Raw genomic sequence first — 15,791 nt, 5'->3', positions numbered from 1 at the left:
CCTTATTCGGCGGGAACGGCGGCCGGGGCCGGCAGCGGGCGATCCTTCGCGGGATCATAGGCGGCGTCGCGCATCGGCTTTTCGGCGCGTTGCCGGCCGGCGATCGTCATCCAGATGTTGAAGGCCATCACCAGCGCGCCGGCCAGGTAGAGCAGGCCGCCCGCCGCGCGGATCACGTACATCGGGAACATCGCGCTCACGACTTCGGAGAAGGCGTAGACCAGGTAGCCGTCAGCCCCGTATTCGCGCCACATCAGCCCCTGCATGATGCCGGCGACCCACATCGACGCGGCGTAAAGGACGATGCCAACGGTCGCGAGCCAGAAGTGCCAGTTGACCATGCGCAGCGAATAGAGCCGGCTGCGACCCCACAGGCGCGGCGCCAGATAATAGAGCGCGGCGAAGGTGATCATGCCGTTCCAGCCCAGCGCGCCGGAATGGACATGGCCGATCGTCCAGTCGGTATAGTGCGACAGGCTGTTGACCGCCTTGATCGACATCAGCGGCCCTTCGAAGGTGCTCATGCCGTAGAAGGCGAGCGCCATCACCATCATCCGGATGATCGGATCGGTGCGAATCTTGTCCCATGCGCCGTTGAGCGTCATCAGGCCGTTGATCATGCCGCCCCAACTTGGCATCCACAGCATGACCGAGAAGACCATGCCCAGCGTCTGCGCCCAGTCGGGCAGCGCGGTGTAGTGCAGATGGTGCGGACCCGCCCAGATGTAGAGGAAGATCAGCGACCAGAAGTGGATGATCGACAGGCGATAGGAATAGACCGGCCGTTCCGCCTGCTTCGGCACGAAATAATACATCATGGCCAGGAAGCCGGCGGTCAGGAAGAAGCCGACGGCGTTGTGGCCGTACCACCACTGCGTCAGCGCATCCTGGACGCCCGCGAACGCGCTGTAGCTCTTGGAGCCGACGATGCTGACCGGGATCGCCAGATTGTTGACGATGTGCAGCATCGCGATGGTGATGATGAAGGACAGGTAGAACCAGTTGGCCACATAGATATGCGGCTCCCGGCGCCGGAGCAGCGTGCCGCCGAAGACGAGCAGGTAGCAGACCCAGACAAGGGTGAGCCACAGATCGACATACCATTCGGGCTCGGCATATTCCTTCGCCTCGGTGACGCCCATGACATAGCCGGTGGCGGCGAGCACGATGAAGAGCTGGTATCCCCAGAAGACGAAGCGCGCCATCGTCGGGAAGGCCAGCCGCGCGCGGCAGGTGCGCTGGACGACATAGAAGCTGGTCGCGATCAGCGCGTTGCCGCCGAACGCGAAGATCACCGCCGATGTATGCAGCGGGCGCAGCCGGCCGAAGCTGGTATATTCGATCCCCAGATTAAGCGCGGGAAAGGCAAGCTGCAACGCGATGTAGAGCCCGGCGAGGAAACCCGCGAGCCCCCAGAAGACCGTCGCGATCACGCCCCAGCGGATCGGATCGTCGTCATAGACGCCCTCGTCCGCCGGCTTCGGCAGGATGCCGCTGGCCAGCGCGGCATAGTCCGCGCGCCTCAGCCCCGCCCACAGCGCGATCATCGCGGCCAGGCCGACGATCACCATATGCACCGAGAAACCGGGATCGTGCGACAGCGCGAACCCCGCGATCGCGAGCAGGACGACAAGCATCCAGCCCCCGCTCTTCATCACCAGATTATCCATCGACCGGCTCCCTCTGCGCGGCGTTGTTCAATGCGTGCGGTTGCCGGGCTGTTCGCCCGCGATCGCCCGCAGCGTCTCCGCGTCGCGGATCTCGAAACTGTCGCGCGTCGGCAGCGCGATGATGCCGCTCGCCTTCAGCCGGCCGATCTGGCGGCTCACCGTCTCGATGGTGAGGCCGGCCAGGTCCGCCATCTGTCCGCGCGTGAGCGCGAAGACGTGGCGCGGCGACGTATCGCGTTCGGCGAAGGCGAGCAGCAGCGTGGCGACGCGCTCGATCGCGGTGCCGCGCGCGATCATCAGCAGCCAGCGGCGCGTGCGATCCAGATCCTCCAGCGCGCGTTCCAGCATCGCCGCCCCGGCCTCCGCGCTGTCCTCGACGGCGGCGAGGAAGCTCTCGCGCGGGAACAGGCAGATCTCGACGGGGCCGAGCGCGATGGCGGAGAAGGCGCTGGCGCGCTCGTCGATCCGGCCAAGGAATCCGCCCGGCCCGACGATGTCGAGAATCTGTTCGCGGCCGTCCGACGTGGTGGCGCTCAGCTTGACGACGCCGCTCAGCACATTGGCGACATGGCTCGCGGGCTCGCCCTGCCAGGTGATGGTCTGCCCCTTGGCGAGCGTGCGGCGGCGGCCATAGCGGTGCAGCGCCTCGCGCGCGTCATGGTCGAGCCGCCGGCACAAGGTGCCCACTTTCAGGACGCAGTCGTCGCAGCCCGACCGGGTGGTGACGGGTGCCTGTGCCTGCGCGGCAGCCAGTGTCTCTATGGTCATGATCCGGTCGCCCGGGGCCGCTCACACCGGACGCGGTGTCGCTCCAGCCCCTCGGGTCCGCTCATGATCCCGGCGCGGCGTTCCAGATATACGGAGTTTCCCCTACCGCCGCCGCCGCGCGGCCGGCGCGCCCGGTTCTACTGGACGATGGGGTGGCTCAGGCGCAGCGTGTCGAGCAGCCGTTCCACTCGCGCGACCTCACCCGCATTGCCGTCGGGCGTGATCGACCAGTTGCAATGGGGATGGGTCGACAGGCTGTAGACGCGCACATCGCCGACCACGATCCGCCAGCGCCGGCGGTTGCCGCCCTCGCGCGTGAGCATGGTGACGAGAAGCTCCTGAAGGTCGCGCGCGGTCATCGCCGCCGCCATGTGCTCGCCCGCCGGAACTTGCAAGACGGCGTGGTTATTCGCCTGCGAAGGATTCGACATAGCGGCTCGGCGAGCGGCCGAGCGTGCGGGTGAACATCTCGGTGAAGGCGCTGGCGCTGCCATAGCCGACGTCGAACGCCACCCGCGTCACGCTCTGGCCCATGGCGAGCAGCGACAGCGCTTTCAGCAGGCGCACGTCGCGGACCCAGGCCGAAAAGGCCATGCCGGTCTCCTCGCGGAACGCGCGCGTGAAATTGCGGCGGCTCATCCCCGCCGCCGCCGCCCAGCGATCGAGCGCCGCGTCCTGCGCCGGATCGTCGAGCAACGTCCGGCAGATCCGCGCCAGGCAGGCGCGGCGCGGCATCGGCACCGACAGCGGCGTGACCGGGGTGCGGACGATCTCGTCGAGCAGCAGCGCGACCAGCCGGCCGTCACGCCCCGCCTCGTCATACAGCACGGGGATGCGCGCCGCCTCCAGGATCAGCTCGCGCAAGAGCTTGGACACCTCGATCACGCGGCACATCGGCGGCAGCGATCGCTCAGCGGGATCGACATAGAGCGTCCTGAGCGAGACCGGCCCCATGCATCGCAGCGTGTGATCGATCCCCGGCGGCACCCACACCGCGCGCTGCGGCGGCACGATCAGGCTGAAATCGTCGGTGGTGACCGCCATCACCCCGTCCATCGCGTAGATGAGCTGCCCGCGCCGATGCCTGTGGACCGGATCGCGATGCCCCGGCGGATAATCGTCGGCGAGGATCGCCACGCGCCGGGGCACATGCTGACAATCGGCGGCCAGCTTGCCACGCGCCCTGCCCCGGTCTCCGTCAGGCTCGTCATCCGATATCCGCTCCAGCCCCCGATGCCATGCCATGCAGCGCCCTTATCGACGATCGCGGCGTCACCCGCCTTCCGCATCAGGACTAAGTTCGTCGCCGGCGGGTCAGAAAGGCCCGGATGCCGCGATATCCGGCCCGGCCGCATCGATATCCGCGCGAGACTTGACGGCGATGACGCGGCAGACTGGATAAGCGCCGGAATCGCGTTTCGGCGCTGCGCAGGAGCCCATTGATGTTCGCAATCTCGCCTTCGATCGACGTCCGCAACGAACCGGTGCGCGGCTATGCGCCGGGATCGCCGGAGCGCGACAGCCTGCGCGCCGCGCTCTCCGCCATGTCGGGCGACCGGATCGAGCTGCCGCTGGTGATCGGCGGCAGGGCGGTCACCACCGGCCGGCTCGAAGCCGCGATCAGCCCGCACGACCATGCGCATGTCCTGGCCGACGCGCATCTGGCGGGCGCGGACGAGGTCGGCCAGGCGATCGCCGCAGCCAAGGCCGCCTGGCACGACTGGTCGCGCACCCCGTGGGAAACGCGGGCGCGGATCTTCCTGAAGGCCGCCGATCTCGTCTCCGGCCCGTGGCGCGACCGGCTCAACGCCGCCACGATGCTCGGCCAGTCCAAGACCGCGCCCCAGGCCGAGATCGATTCCGCCGCCGAACTCGCCGATTATTTCCGCTTCAACGTGTCTTTCATGCTGCGCATCTATGGCGAGCAGCCGCTGTCGTCGGATGGCGTGTGGAACCGGCTCGACTATCGCCCGCTCGAAGGCTTCATCTACGCGATCACGCCGTTCAACTTCACCGCGATCGCCGGCAACCTGCCCGCAGCGCCAGCGCTGATGGGCAATGTGGTGGTCTGGAAACCCTCCGCCACCGCCAAGTATTCGGCGCATTTCGTGATGGCGCTGCTGCGGGAGGCCGGCCTGCCCGATGGCGTGATCAACCTGATCTATGGCGACGCCGCCGCGACGAGCGCGCAGATCCTGGCCGATCCGGAGCTGGCGGGCATTCACTTCACCGGATCGACGGGCGTGTTCGATGCGATCCTGCGCGACGTGGCGGGCCGGAAATATCGCAACTATCCCCGCATCGTCGGCGAGACCGGCGGCAAGAATTTCACGCTCGCCCACCCCTCGGCGGACATCGCCGCGCTCGCCACCGCGATCGTGCGCGGGGGATATGAATATCAGGGGCAGAAATGCTCGGCGACCTCGCGCGTCTATGCGCCCCGCTCGCTATGGCCCGCGCTGCGCGACCGTCTGGTCGCCGATATCGAGACGATCCGCGTGGGCGACGTCGCCGATTTCACCAATTTCATGGGCGCGGTGATCGACGAGAAATCGTGGCACAAACAAGCCGCCGCGCGCGAGGCGGCGGAACGCTCGGCGAGCGAGGCGCTGATCGCCGGCGGCGTGCCCGACATGCGCGTCGGCTATTTCGTGCCGCCAACGCTGATCGAGACCAGCGATCCCGCCTCGCGCTTCATGACAGAGGAGTTCTTCGGCCCGATCGTCACCGCCTTCGTCTATGAGGACGACGCGTTCGAGGACATGCTCGACACGATCGACAGGGGCAGCGCCTATGGCCTGACCGGATCGGTCTTCGCGCGCGACGCCGGCGCGATCGCCACCGCGCTGGACCGGCTGCGCCACACGGCGGGCAATGTCTATGTCAACGACAAGTCGGCGGGCGCGGTCGTCGGCCAGCAGCCCTTTGGCGGCGCGCGCGCATCGGGCACCAACGACAAGGCCGGATCGATGTGGAACCTGGCGCGCTGGGTGTCGCCGCGCACGATCAAGGAGAATTTCGCGCCGCCGACCGACTATCGCTATCCGGCGATGGGCGCGGATCGGGGGTAGGGTGTCATCCCTGTCCGCCCATCCTGAGTAGAGACTGAGTAGCCGCAAAGCGGCGTAGCGAAGGCTCATATCGAAGGACGCAGGATCCAGTCAGGTCCTTCGAGACGCCGTTTCGGCTTCGCTCAACGGCTCCTCAGGATGAGCGGGTCAGTGGAAGCGCACGGAACGACAACATGGCGGATCAAGCCACGCGATCCGCCGGCTCATCCCCCGCCAGCCACGCATCCAGATTGGCGATCGCGCGCATGCCCATCGCCGCCCGCGCCTCTCGCGTCGCGCTGCCGAGGTGCGGCAGCATGACGAGGTTGGGTGCGTCGAGAAGCGCGGGCCCGATATTCGGTTCGCCGACGAAGACGTCGAGGCCGGCACCCGCGATTCCGCCGCTCTTCAGCGCCGCGACCAGCGCGCCCTCGTCGATCACGCTGCCGCGCGCGGTGTTCACGAGAATCGCCGTCGGCTTCATCGCCGCGAGTTCGGCCGCGCCGATGAAACGCTCGGTCGCAGCACCGCCGGGCATGTGCAGCGACACCATGTCCGCCGCCGCGAGCAGCCCGCCCAATTCGCCCTCGAACCGCGCGTCCAGAGCCTGTTCGATCGCGGGATCGGCGCGGCGGCGGCTGTGATAGACGATGGCCATGCCCAGCGCCCGCGCCTTGCGCGCCGTCGCCTGCGCGATCCGGCCGAAGCCGATCAGCCCCAGCGTCTTGCCCGCCAGTTGCGTGCCGATCATGTGCGTCGGCCGCCATCCCGTCCAACGTCCCTCGCGCAGCTCGCGCGCGCCCTCATCGCCGCGCCGCGCCGCCATCAGCATCAACAGGATCGCGATCTCCGCGGTCGCCTCGGTCAGCACGTCGGGCGTGTTGGTGACGATCACGCCGTTGCGGCGGCAGGCATCGAGATCGATATGATCGACGCCCGCGCCATAATTGCACAGCAGCGTCACCCGCCGGTCCGGCCGGTCGAGCATGTCGGCGGTGATCCGGTCGGTCACCGTCGGGCAGATCACGTCATGGCGCGTCATCGCCTCGCCCAGCGCCGCCGCCGTCATCGCCATGTCCGCATCGTTCAGCGCGGCGCCGAAACGTTCGGCCAACAGCGACTCTACTTCGGCCGGCCATTTCCGGGTAACGAGGATGGAAGCGGTCATCGCGTGATCCGTGCAGTGGAGGAATGATGGGCATATCGAGCGAAACCGCGGCCACGGCAATACGCGCGGTCTTCGCCGCCGAACGCATCGATCCCGCCGACGGCGCGGCGATCCTGCCCGATTATCTGGCGATCGCGGACTGGCTGGCGGCGAAGCGCGCAGGCTGGAGCGGACCGCTGATCCTGGGGATCTGCGGCGCGCAGGGCAGCGGCAAATCGACGATGAGCCTCGCGCTCGCCGCCGCGCTCGACCGGGCGGCCGGGCTCAGGGTCGCCAATCTCTCGATCGACGATTTCTACGTGTCGCGCAGGATCCGCGCGATGCTGGCGGCAGACATCCATCCGCTGTTCGCCGCGCGCGGCGTGCCCGGCACGCATGATGTGGCGCTGGCGATGGACACGATCGGACAGTTGCGTGCCGCGTCCGACGGATCGACGGTCAAGCTGCCCCGTTTCGACAAGGCGACCGACGACGTGGTTCCCGCGAATGGCTGGCCGGTCTTCGACGGTCGGCCGGACATCATCCTGCTCGAAGGCTGGTGCGTCGGCGCCCGCCCCCAGGACGAGGCCGCGCTCGCCGAACCCGTCAACGCGCTGGAGCGCGACGAGGATACCGAAAAGCTCTGGCGAAGCGCGGTCAACGCCCGCCTCGCCGACGATTATCAGGCACTGTTCGCGGAGCTTGACCTGTTGCTGATGATCGCCGCCCCCTCGTTCGACGCGGTCTTCGCATGGCGGCGCGAACAGGAGCGCAAGCTTGCCGAACGGATCGCCGTGACGGGCGCGGATGGCGGCGCGATCATGGACGACGCGGCGGTCGCGCGCTTCATCATGCATTATGAGCGGCTGACCCGGCACATATTGTTCGAAATGCCCGATCGCGCGGACGGCGTGCTGGCGCTCGACAATGCGCGCGCGGTACGGTCGCTGCTGCTGGGCTAGGGCTACGAGCCTTTTATCACGCCGCCACCGGTCGTTTCCGCGTTCGCGCAATCGTGTCCGGGATTTTCTGGCGGGCGGCAGGCACAGGTCCGGGCGTTGCGGGGGACCATATCGCTCTCGCCGCCGGATCCGTTCGGGCTGAGCTTGTCGAAGCCCTGCCTTGTTCCTGGATTGGAAGTAGAAAGACAGGGCTTCGACAGGCTCAGCCCGAACGGTTTGGGGGCAGGTGCGTCATTCCGGCGTCAAGCGTATCGGACATTTCGCACTCTCCTCAAAATCCGCCGGCGCGCCCTACATTGGAGGGCAGCGGCTTGCCCATTACGTCGGCGAACCAGCGATTGACCGCGATCGCCTTGTCGAGATCGATGCCCGTGGCGACGCCCGAGCGGCCGAACAGATAGGCGAGATCCTCGGTGGCGACATTGCCCGTCGCCCCGGGCGCGAACGGGCAGCCGCCCAGCCCGCCCAGCGAACTGTCGAGCACGTCCGCCCCCGCTTCCCACGCCGCCCAGGCATTGGCGACGCCGGTGGCGCGGGTATCGTGGAAATGCGCGCGCAACCGGATATGCGCGGGCAACACCGCGCGCAGCCGCCCGATCAGGTCACGCACCTGCCCCGGCACCGCCACGCCGATCGTGTCCGCCACCGCGATCTCCACCGGATCCGCTTCCGCGAGCCGTTCGGCGATCTCGACCACCCGATCCGGCGACACCGTCTTCTCGAACGGGCAACCGAACGCCGTCGCGATCGTCACCTGCGGCACCAGCCCCTCTTGCCGGGCCAGCGCCAGCATAGCGAGATTCTCCGCGACCGATTCCGCCGAATTCTGCCCCTGATTGGCGATGCCGAACGCATCGCTCGCCACCGTCACGCAGCCCGCCTCGTCAACGCCGCGCTTGTTGCCGTCGCGCGAGCGCGCCGCGCGCTCCACACCCTTCCGGTTGAGGCACAGCCCGATATAGCGGACATCGTCGCGGTCCGGCAGCGCCGCGATCACCTCCGGCGTGTCCGCCATCTGCGGCACGCGCTTCGGATTGACGAAGCTCCCCACCTCGAACCGCCGCGCGCCCGCGTCGATCATCCGGGTGATCAGGTCTACCTTGTCGGCGGTCGAGACCAGCACGCTTTCATTCTGCAACCCGTCGCGCGCGCTGACCTCGACGATCTCCAATGTCCGCTCGGTCATGCGCGCTGCTCCTCGGCGATAAATCCCTTTCGGGTCGCCTTATACAGGATCAGCCCCGTGCCAAGTCCCTTGCGTTTTTGAATGCGCCCATGGCGCATTACCGCACCAGCCCGCTCCCCCACCCGGCCTCCCCGACTATACTGCCGTTGGGTGGCCGGGGGGGGGAGCGGGCTGGTGGGGCTCTGGAAAAGCGCTCTTCCGCACATTTCCCAAACCGACTCTCAGGACAAGCAGGCGTCCAGCAGCCGTTCGAACGCAGGGCCGCCCCGGATCGGATCGGCGGCGGGCAGGCCCAGCCGTTCGCTGTGCGCCGCGATCTCCGCCTCAGCCGCCTCGGGCGAAAGCGCGCCGGTGTTGAGGCTGATGCCCCCGCAGCGGATCGCCGGATTGGTCCGCTTCCCCATCGCGATTGTCTGTTCGATCACGGCTTCTATCGAGGGCAGCGCATAGCCGGGATGGCCGAGGATATCGGTGCGGCCCGGCTCGTGGCAGACGACGAAGACATCGGGCTGGCTGCCGTGAAGCAGGCCAAGCGAGACCGAGGCATAGGCCGGATGGAAAAGCGATCCCTGGCCCTCGATCACATCCCAGTGATCGGCTGGCGCGTCGGGGCTGAGCATCTCGGCCGCGCCGGAGAGAAAATCGGAGACGACCGCATCCATCGGCATGCCGGCGCCCGCGATCATGATCCCGGTCTGCCCGCTCGCGCGGAACGTCGCGTCGATCCCGCGCGCGCGCAGCCCCCGGGCGATGGCGAGCGCGGTGTATTTCTTGCCCAGCGCGCAATCGGTGCCGACGGTCAGCAGCCGCTTGCCGCCGCGCTTGGCGCCCGATCCCACCGGGATTCCGGCGGGCGGCTTGCGCACGTCGATCAGCCGGCGGCCCAGCCGCTCCGCCGCCTCGCGCAGCGCCGCGATATCGCCAAGCCTGGCATGCATGCCGCTGACGATATCGAGCCCCGCCTCCAGCGCCGCGATCAGCCCCGCGATCCAGCCATCGGGGATCACGCCGCCGACATTGGCGACGCCGATCACCAGCGATCTCGCGCCTTTCGCGTACGCCTCGGCCGGGGTCATCGGCGCCAGCCCGGCGGACACGGTCGCGCCAGGCAGCGCGAACTCGCCCACGCAGCGGTCGCCCGCCCAGTCGCGCAGGCCGAAGGCCGTTTTCGCATAACCCGCGATCGTGGTGTCTCCCAGGAACAGCAGATAGGGTTGCGGCAGGGCCAGTGCGCCCGCGGTGGTGGAACCGTGCTGTATCGTCATCTCCTATATCCATGTGCCCGGCCGGAACCGGGCCGTCCCCAGTCTATTTCCAGATCGTTCCGAGCAGCCGCTTGAAATTGCCCCCCAGCACCAGCGCGATGTTCGTGTCGGACCAGCCGCGCCGGATCAGTTCCTCGGTCAGGTCGAACATCTTCAGCGGATGGTCGAACCCGTCGATGTCGATCTTTTCGCGGAAGGCATAGCTCGCCTTGTAATAGGCCTTGAGCTGCTTGTACTGATCGGGCGGCATATCGTCATAGCCGTAGAGATCGGCGTCCGATCCGATGCCGACATGCTCGACGCCGATCAGCTTCACGACATGTTCGATATGATCGACCATGTCCGACAGCGTCGTCGGATCCTTGTCCTTCACGAACATGCGCACGCCAGTGATGCCCATCACGCCGCCGGCCTTGCCAAGCGCCAGGATCGCCTCGTCGGTTTTCGCGCGCGGGTGGTTGGAAAGCGTGCGGCAATTGGAATGGGTGAAGGCGAGCGCGGGCTTGGACAGCGCGATCGCGTCGAGCGTGGTCTTGTCGCCGCTGTGCGAGACATCGACGAGCATGCCCGTCTTGTTCATCGCCTCGATGATCTCGGCGCCGAAATCGCTGACGCCGCCGTCGACACGCTCGGTGCTGCCCGATCCGATCATGTTCTGGGTGTTATAGGTGAGCTGGGCGCAGCGCAGGCCGAGCCGGTAGAACAGGGTGACATCGTCGGGGCCGTTGAACTGTTCGGCATTCTGGATGCCCATGATCATGCCGATCTTGCGCTCCGCCTTGGCGCGCTCGAGATCCTTGATCGTGCCGACCAGCGAGAACAGGTCCGAATTGCGCCCGGCGAAGCCCTGCCACGCCGCCAGGAAGGTCAGCGCCTCCTCGCGCGCCTTCGGGCCGCCAATCCCCTCGGCATTATGGAAACCGGTGATGCCGCACGCCTTGAAGTCGGCGATCTGCTGCGGGGTGAGCGGCCGCGCAAACACGTCGGGCGACATGTCGATCTTGGGCACCGCCAGCATGTCGATCACCAGCGTCTTTTCGATCAGGTCGAGCGCGCGCTTCGAATAGCGCTTCGTGGAGCCCGGGGCGGCGGCATAGCTGCCCGAATTGATCATCGGGAAACCGAGCGCGGTCGCGACGGCCGCGCCCCGCAGAACGGCACGACGACCCATGCGCGCAACTTCCGGCATCCCACATCCCCCCTGAAACACTGATCCAATCAAGGATGGTATTGTCCTGATCGGAAAAATGTCAATCGACTTTGGCGATCCATGTCGGATCGACCGCACGCACCTGCCGGTCGAGCAATCGCAGCAGCCCGGCGGCGACCGTCGCGATGACCGCCAGCAGCGCGAAAAAGCCGCCATGATCCATCCGGCTCCAGAAGGTGCCGACCAGACCGGCGGACAGGCTGCCCGTGAAAATCGCGAGATACCAGGCGGCGACCGTCGTCGCCCCAAGCCGGGGCGGCGCCAGCCGCGCGAACAGGCCAAGGCCCGTCGGCAGGATGAACAGCTCGCCCAGCGTGAAGATCACGAAGAAGATCGCCAGCCAGATCCAGCCCGCGCGCACGTCGGACGACCATTCGACCCCGGCCAGCATCAGATAGGCGGCGGCCACGATCAGCGCCCCCGTCGCCATGCGCCGCGCCGGCGGCGTATCACGCCCCGCATCGGCGCGCCTGCGCCAATAAGCCAGCAAGGCGGGCGTCATCAGCATCACCATCAGCGGATTGAGCGACTGGAACCACGTCATCGGAATGGTGAAGCCGCCCGCCGCGCGATCGATGCCCGCATCGGCCCACAGCGCGACGGTGTTGCCCACCTGCTCGTAAGCGCCGCGGAACACCGTCACGCACAGCGCGATCGCGCCCAGCACCATGAAGGTGCGGCGGTGATCGGCCCAGCGCATGGGGGGCAGATCCTCCGTGGGCGCGCGCGGCGCCTCCGGCGGCAAATAGCGCTGCCCCGCCAGATAGATCACCAGCCCGGCGAGCATGCCGAGCCCGGCCGCGCCGAATCCGTAATGCCAGCCGTAAAGCTCGCCCAGCGTGCCGCAGATCAGCGGCGCCAGGAAACCGCCGATATTGATGCCGACATAATAGACATTATAGGCCCAGCCGCGCCGGGGATCGCCCGCCTTGTAGAGATCGTTGATCTGGCTCGGCAGGCTGGGCAGGAACAGGCCGTTGCCCAGCGCGATCGTCGCGAGCGCGACGTAGAACAGCGCTTCGAACGCCATCATGAAATGGCCCAGCGCCATGATGCTGGCGCCGATGATGACCGCGCGGCGCTTGCCCAGCAGCCGGTCCGCGATCACGCCGCCGACGATCGGGGTGAAATAGGCGCAGGCCGTATAGGCGCCGTAGACGAAGGACGAATGGCCCTGGCTCATCAGGAGCTGCTTGGTCATGTAATAGACCAGCAGCGCGCGCATGCCGTAATAGGAGAATTGTTCCCACATGTTCGTGAGGAACAATATGGTCAGGCCGCGCGGCTGGCCGAACCAGCCGCGCGCCGTGTCGTCGCTCATGCGACGGCGGACCTTTCGGCGCCCCACACCTTCTCGTCGCACCAGGCGGTGCCGTCACGATAGAGGATGCCGGGCTTGCGATCCTGCTTCAGGAAGATCGGGCCGTCGAGATCGTTGATGTCGCAAAGCTGGCCGACCAGGAAGCCGGGCGCCATGCCCAGGCTGGTGCACACCATGTTGCCCACCATCACGCCCAGGCCCGCCTCGCGCGCGGCGCGCGCGATCATCAGGCCCTCGGTCATGCCGCCGCACTTGTCGAGTTTGATGTTGAACACGTCGAACCGGCCGACCAGGCCGGGCACGTCGTCCAGCGTCAACGCGCTTTCGTCGGCGGCGAGCGGGATCGGCGATTTATAGCCGTCCAGGTCCGCCTCGCGCCCGCGCTTCAGCGGCTGTTCGATCAGCTTCACATCGGCCGCGACCATCGCTTCGACCAGCGCGTCGAGATCGGAGATGTCGAAGCCCTGGTTGCCGTCGACGCCCAGCCACACATCGGGCCTGGCGGCGCGGATCGCCTTCACGCGGGCGATATCGAGGTCGAGCTCGCCGGTCAGCTTGATCTTGATCGAGCGCGCATGATCGAACGCCTTCGCGCCCTCCGCCATCACCGACGGTTCGTCGGCGCCCAGGGTGAAGGTGGTGACGAGCGGGCGCGGCGGCTCAAGCCCGGCCAGTTCCCAGATCGGCCGGCCCGTCCGCTTCGATTCCAGCTCCCACAAGGCGGCGTCGACGGCGTTGCGCCCGCCGCCCGCCGGCATGACCGAACGCAGTTCCTCACGCGAGACGCCGGCCTCGATCGCGGGGCGCGCCGCCTCGATCGCGGCGAGCATGTGCGGCACGTCGTCGCCCAGATAATAGACGCCGGCCGCCTCGCCCCGCCCGCGATATTCGCCGTCGTCGAGCGTCACCAGAACGCATTCGGCGGATTCGAACACATAGCCGGAAATGCGGAAGGGCGCCGCGAACGGCATGGTTTCGACAGAGGTACCGAGAGTAAGGCGTGACATCAGAAGTGCACCGTCATTGCTATGAGTCCAAAGGTCCAGGCGACGTAGAGGACGGTCAGCGTGGCGACAACCAGCAGCACCGCCCAGAGCTTGCTCGTCCAGCGACGATTGCCCTTGAAGGTGACGAGGAGGTTCCACACCGCCAGCGCCACGGCGCCAACGAAGATGATCAGGCCGACGATCTGCAGGGTCCACAGGATCCCGTTCGAGGCGGCGGTCAGATTGGCGAGATCGCCCATCAGCACCGTGATGGCGAACATCCAGGCGCCGAGCATCGCGAGGTCGAGGCCCGCGCCGAGCCGCACCGCGCGATAGGCGAGCCGCGCGCGGCCCTCCAGCGCGAGCGGCGCCTTGTAGCGGCGGCGGATCAGCGCGGCGATCGGCCAGTGCAGCAGCGTCAGCAGCAGCACCAGCAGGCTCGCATAGAGCAGGGGCATGAGCCATGCGCCCGACTGTGACGCCGGCACCCGGTCCATGACCATGAAGGGCGAGACGCTGTCGAACGACCAGCGCACGACCTTGCCATCGACGACATTGGCCGAGAGCCGCTCATGGCCATTGGCATCGCGCCAGACAAAGGGCGCGATCTCCACCCATTTGCGCGGCTGGCCGGCGAGGTCGGTCAGCGCCGGGATCAGCAATTCGCCCTTGGCGCCCACGCTCACCTCGGTCTGGCCGAGCAGGTTGGTGATCCCCAGGAAGCTGGTTTCGCCACGGCGGCTGCTCTGCCACAACCCGGCCATCATCCGGGCGTGCTCGGCCGAGGTCTTGGCGTCGATACTGCCGTCCTTGGGCGCGATATTGGGCAGATAGCGGTCGGCGAAATCCTCGAACAGCGCGCTGCGCAGGCGGCCGGACGCGCCCTGCTTGCCCAGCGCGTTGAACGACACGTAGAAGCCGACATTCTCGTTCATGAACAGGTGCAGCGAGGTGTGGAACACCTGCGTGTCGCCCAGATGCGCGATCACCTGCCGGCCGTTGATGTTGGTTTCGAAGAAGCCCAGCTCCATCCGGTTGACCACCGGCAGGATTGTCGTCGGCGTGTCGTGCATCAGCTTCGCCGTCTCGGGCTTCATCAGCCCGGCGCCGCCGTTCAGATGCGAGATCATGAAGCGCGCCATGTCCGCGCCCGGAGAGGCGAGGCTGCCGGCGGGCGCCGGGCCGACGATCTCATATTGGGCGGCGGGCGACGAGGCCGCGCGATAGCCAGAGGCCATATCCGCCGCCAGCGCCTTGGGCAGCGGCTGACGGAAGCTGGAATGCGTCATGCCCAGGGGCTGGAAGATGCGGCGCTCGACATAATCGTCGAACGGCATCTTGGCGACGCGCTCCACCACATAACCGGCAAGCGCGGTGGCATAGTTGGAATAGGCCGGGGTGGTGCCCGCGTCGAAGATGCGCTTGGGCACCCATTCCTTCAGATAGTCGCCGAGCGGGGCGAGATATTTGACGTCGTAGAACATGACGTTCTTCGCATGCTCCTCGAAGCCCGCGGTGTGCGTCATGATCTGGCGCATCGTCACCGGCTTGCCGTTGCGCGCCGGGATCTTGAAATCGATATAGCTGTTCACATCGGCGTCGAGGTCGATCCTGCCTTCCTCCACCTGCTGCATCACCGCCGTCCAGGTGAACAGCTTGGAGACCGATCCGGGGCGGAACAGCGTACGTTCGGGATCGACGGGCTTGCGCTTGGCGATATCGGCATAACCGAAGCCGCGCTGGGTGAGCACCTGGCCGTCCTTGACCACGACCACCACCGCGCCCGCGAGATCGCCGGTCTTCAGCGCATAGGGCATATAACCGTCGAGCCAGCCATCGACATCCTGCTTGGTGAGCGCGGGCTGGCCGGGGGTTGCGGAAACGGGAACGGCGGCGGTTCCGGCGGCGGCAGCCACGGGCTTGGCGGCCGGCGGCGGCAGGATCGTCGGCGCGGGATTGATCGCCTGCTGCGCGGCGGTCGCGCCCGCGACCAGCATCAGCGCGGCGGCGGCGAATAACTTGATCGATCGCATGTCCGTCCCCCTCGTTCGGCCCGAAGCAACATCCTGCCACGGACCGATCCCCTCGATATGTTCTGAACGGGACATTCTGGTCCCAATTGGAAAATTGTCAACACGAACTCTTGGACAATCCGGCTCCGACGGGCGATCGCCGTGAAAACAGGGCCGCCATGCACGCTTGCCATTGCCCCGCCCATATAACTTG

Annotated in this window: 13 protein-coding genes; 2 read left to right on the top strand and 11 right to left on the bottom strand. The window is 67.1% G+C overall.

All coding sequences use genetic code 11. The features are described 5' to 3' along the window. Positions 1–2: 2 nt before the first annotated feature. From ccoN to ACODTA_RS21995, 4 genes are all read right to left on the bottom strand, one after another. Positions 3–1,670, bottom strand: a complete 1,668-nt coding sequence (gene ccoN, locus ACODTA_RS22010) for a cytochrome-c oxidase, cbb3-type subunit I (protein WP_489068645.1) — start codon at positions 1,668–1,670, stop codon at positions 3–5. A gap of 27 nt (positions 1,671–1,697) precedes the next feature. Next, positions 1,698–2,438 carry a Crp/Fnr family transcriptional regulator gene (locus ACODTA_RS22005; protein ID WP_489068643.1) on the bottom strand — a complete coding sequence of 247 codons (741 nt, stop codon included), beginning with the start codon at positions 2,436–2,438 and terminating at the stop codon, positions 1,698–1,700. 137 nt (positions 2,439–2,575) lie between these two features. Next, complete coding sequence (locus ACODTA_RS22000; protein WP_489068641.1) at positions 2,576–2,797, bottom strand: hypothetical protein; 222 nt, start codon at positions 2,795–2,797, stop codon at positions 2,576–2,578. 46 nt (positions 2,798–2,843) lie between these two features. Continuing rightward, complete coding sequence (locus tag ACODTA_RS21995) at positions 2,844–3,683, bottom strand: AraC family transcriptional regulator (protein ID WP_489068639.1); 840 nt, start codon at positions 3,681–3,683, stop codon at positions 2,844–2,846. 197 nt (positions 3,684–3,880) lie between these two features. Between ACODTA_RS21995 and pruA the strand changes: the two genes are divergently transcribed. Further along, positions 3,881–5,509 carry an L-glutamate gamma-semialdehyde dehydrogenase gene (gene pruA, locus ACODTA_RS21990; RefSeq protein WP_489068637.1) on the top strand — a complete coding sequence of 543 codons (1,629 nt, stop codon included), beginning with the start codon at positions 3,881–3,883 and terminating at the stop codon, positions 5,507–5,509. 181 nt (positions 5,510–5,690) lie between these two features. Here the strand turns inward: pruA and ACODTA_RS21985 are convergent, their stop codons facing one another. Beyond that, on the bottom strand, positions 5,691–6,656 hold the full coding sequence (locus tag ACODTA_RS21985; RefSeq protein ID WP_489068635.1) for a 2-hydroxyacid dehydrogenase: 966 nt from the start codon (positions 6,654–6,656) through the stop codon (positions 5,691–5,693). Between the two features lie 26 nt (positions 6,657–6,682). Here ACODTA_RS21985 and ACODTA_RS21980 point away from each other — a divergent pair, with 26 nt between their 5' ends. Continuing rightward, the gene (locus ACODTA_RS21980) at positions 6,683–7,597 is read left to right on the top strand and encodes a kinase (protein WP_489068633.1); all 915 of its coding nucleotides are present in this window, start codon (positions 6,683–6,685) and stop codon (positions 7,595–7,597) included. Between the two features lie 271 nt (positions 7,598–7,868). Here ACODTA_RS21980 and ACODTA_RS21975 read toward each other — a convergent pair whose 3' ends face one another. The 6 genes from ACODTA_RS21975 to ACODTA_RS21950 all read right to left on the bottom strand — a co-directional run bounded on the left by ACODTA_RS21975 (position 7,869) and on the right by ACODTA_RS21950 (position 15,598). Further along, on the bottom strand, positions 7,869–8,783 hold the full coding sequence (locus ACODTA_RS21975) for a hydroxymethylglutaryl-CoA lyase (RefSeq protein WP_489068631.1): 915 nt from the start codon (positions 8,781–8,783) through the stop codon (positions 7,869–7,871). 221 nt (positions 8,784–9,004) lie between these two features. After that, a complete protein-coding gene (locus tag ACODTA_RS21970; RefSeq protein WP_489068629.1) occupies positions 9,005–10,048 on the bottom strand; it encodes an N-acetyltransferase DgcN family protein in 1,044 nt (347 codons plus the stop codon). A 43-nt stretch (positions 10,049–10,091) separates the two neighbouring features. After that, entirely contained in the window at positions 10,092–11,219 is a 1,128-nt protein-coding gene (locus ACODTA_RS21965) for a dipeptidase (RefSeq protein WP_489068627.1), read from the bottom strand. 79 nt (positions 11,220–11,298) lie between these two features. Further along, positions 11,299–12,579 carry a peptide MFS transporter gene (locus tag ACODTA_RS21960; RefSeq protein WP_489068625.1) on the bottom strand — a complete coding sequence of 427 codons (1,281 nt, stop codon included), beginning with the start codon at positions 12,577–12,579 and terminating at the stop codon, positions 11,299–11,301. Continuing rightward, complete coding sequence (locus ACODTA_RS21955) at positions 12,576–13,586, bottom strand: dipeptide epimerase (protein ID WP_489068622.1); 1,011 nt, start codon at positions 13,584–13,586, stop codon at positions 12,576–12,578. The genes ACODTA_RS21960 and ACODTA_RS21955 overlap by 4 nt, the downstream gene beginning before the upstream one ends. Next, entirely contained in the window at positions 13,586–15,598 is a 2,013-nt protein-coding gene (locus ACODTA_RS21950; RefSeq protein ID WP_489068620.1) for a serine hydrolase domain-containing protein, read from the bottom strand. Before ACODTA_RS21950 ends, ACODTA_RS21955 begins: the two co-directional genes overlap by 1 nt. Positions 15,599–15,791 lie beyond the last annotated feature (193 nt).

The organism is Sphingomonas sp. FG14 (genome assembly GCF_057809675.1).
The sequence above is the reverse complement of the archived record's forward strand: the minus strand, read 5'-3'. Positions and strand labels throughout refer to the sequence as shown.

What these genes read in the sequence shown, in the direction of transcription:
- ccoN (WP_489068645.1), bottom strand. Translation starts at nt 1,670, where the DNA reads ATGGATAATCTGGTGATGAAGAGCGGGGGCTGGATGCTTGTCGTCCTG.
- ACODTA_RS22005 (WP_489068643.1), bottom strand. Translation starts at nt 2,438, where the DNA reads ATGACCATAGAGACACTGGCTGCCGCGCAGGCACAGGCACCCGTCACC.
- ACODTA_RS22000 (WP_489068641.1), bottom strand. Translation starts at nt 2,797, where the DNA reads ATGACCGCGCGCGACCTTCAGGAGCTTCTCGTCACCATGCTCACGCGC.
- ACODTA_RS21995 (WP_489068639.1), bottom strand. Translation starts at nt 3,683, where the DNA reads ATGGCATGGCATCGGGGGCTGGAGCGGATATCGGATGACGAGCCTGAC.
- pruA (WP_489068637.1), top strand. Translation starts at nt 3,881, where the DNA reads ATGTTCGCAATCTCGCCTTCGATCGACGTCCGCAACGAACCGGTGCGC.
- ACODTA_RS21985 (WP_489068635.1), bottom strand. Translation starts at nt 6,656, where the DNA reads ATGACCGCTTCCATCCTCGTTACCCGGAAATGGCCGGCCGAAGTAGAG.
- ACODTA_RS21980 (WP_489068633.1), top strand. Translation starts at nt 6,683, where the DNA reads ATGGGCATATCGAGCGAAACCGCGGCCACGGCAATACGCGCGGTCTTC.
- ACODTA_RS21975 (WP_489068631.1), bottom strand. Translation starts at nt 8,783, where the DNA reads ATGACCGAGCGGACATTGGAGATCGTCGAGGTCAGCGCGCGCGACGGG.
- ACODTA_RS21970 (WP_489068629.1), bottom strand. Translation starts at nt 10,048, where the DNA reads ATGACGATACAGCACGGTTCCACCACCGCGGGCGCACTGGCCCTGCCG.
- ACODTA_RS21965 (WP_489068627.1), bottom strand. Translation starts at nt 11,219, where the DNA reads ATGGGTCGTCGTGCCGTTCTGCGGGGCGCGGCCGTCGCGACCGCGCTC.
- ACODTA_RS21960 (WP_489068625.1), bottom strand. Translation starts at nt 12,579, where the DNA reads ATGAGCGACGACACGGCGCGCGGCTGGTTCGGCCAGCCGCGCGGCCTG.
- ACODTA_RS21955 (WP_489068622.1), bottom strand. Translation starts at nt 13,586, where the DNA reads ATGTCACGCCTTACTCTCGGTACCTCTGTCGAAACCATGCCGTTCGCG.
- ACODTA_RS21950 (WP_489068620.1), bottom strand. Translation starts at nt 15,598, where the DNA reads ATGCGATCGATCAAGTTATTCGCCGCCGCCGCGCTGATGCTGGTCGCG.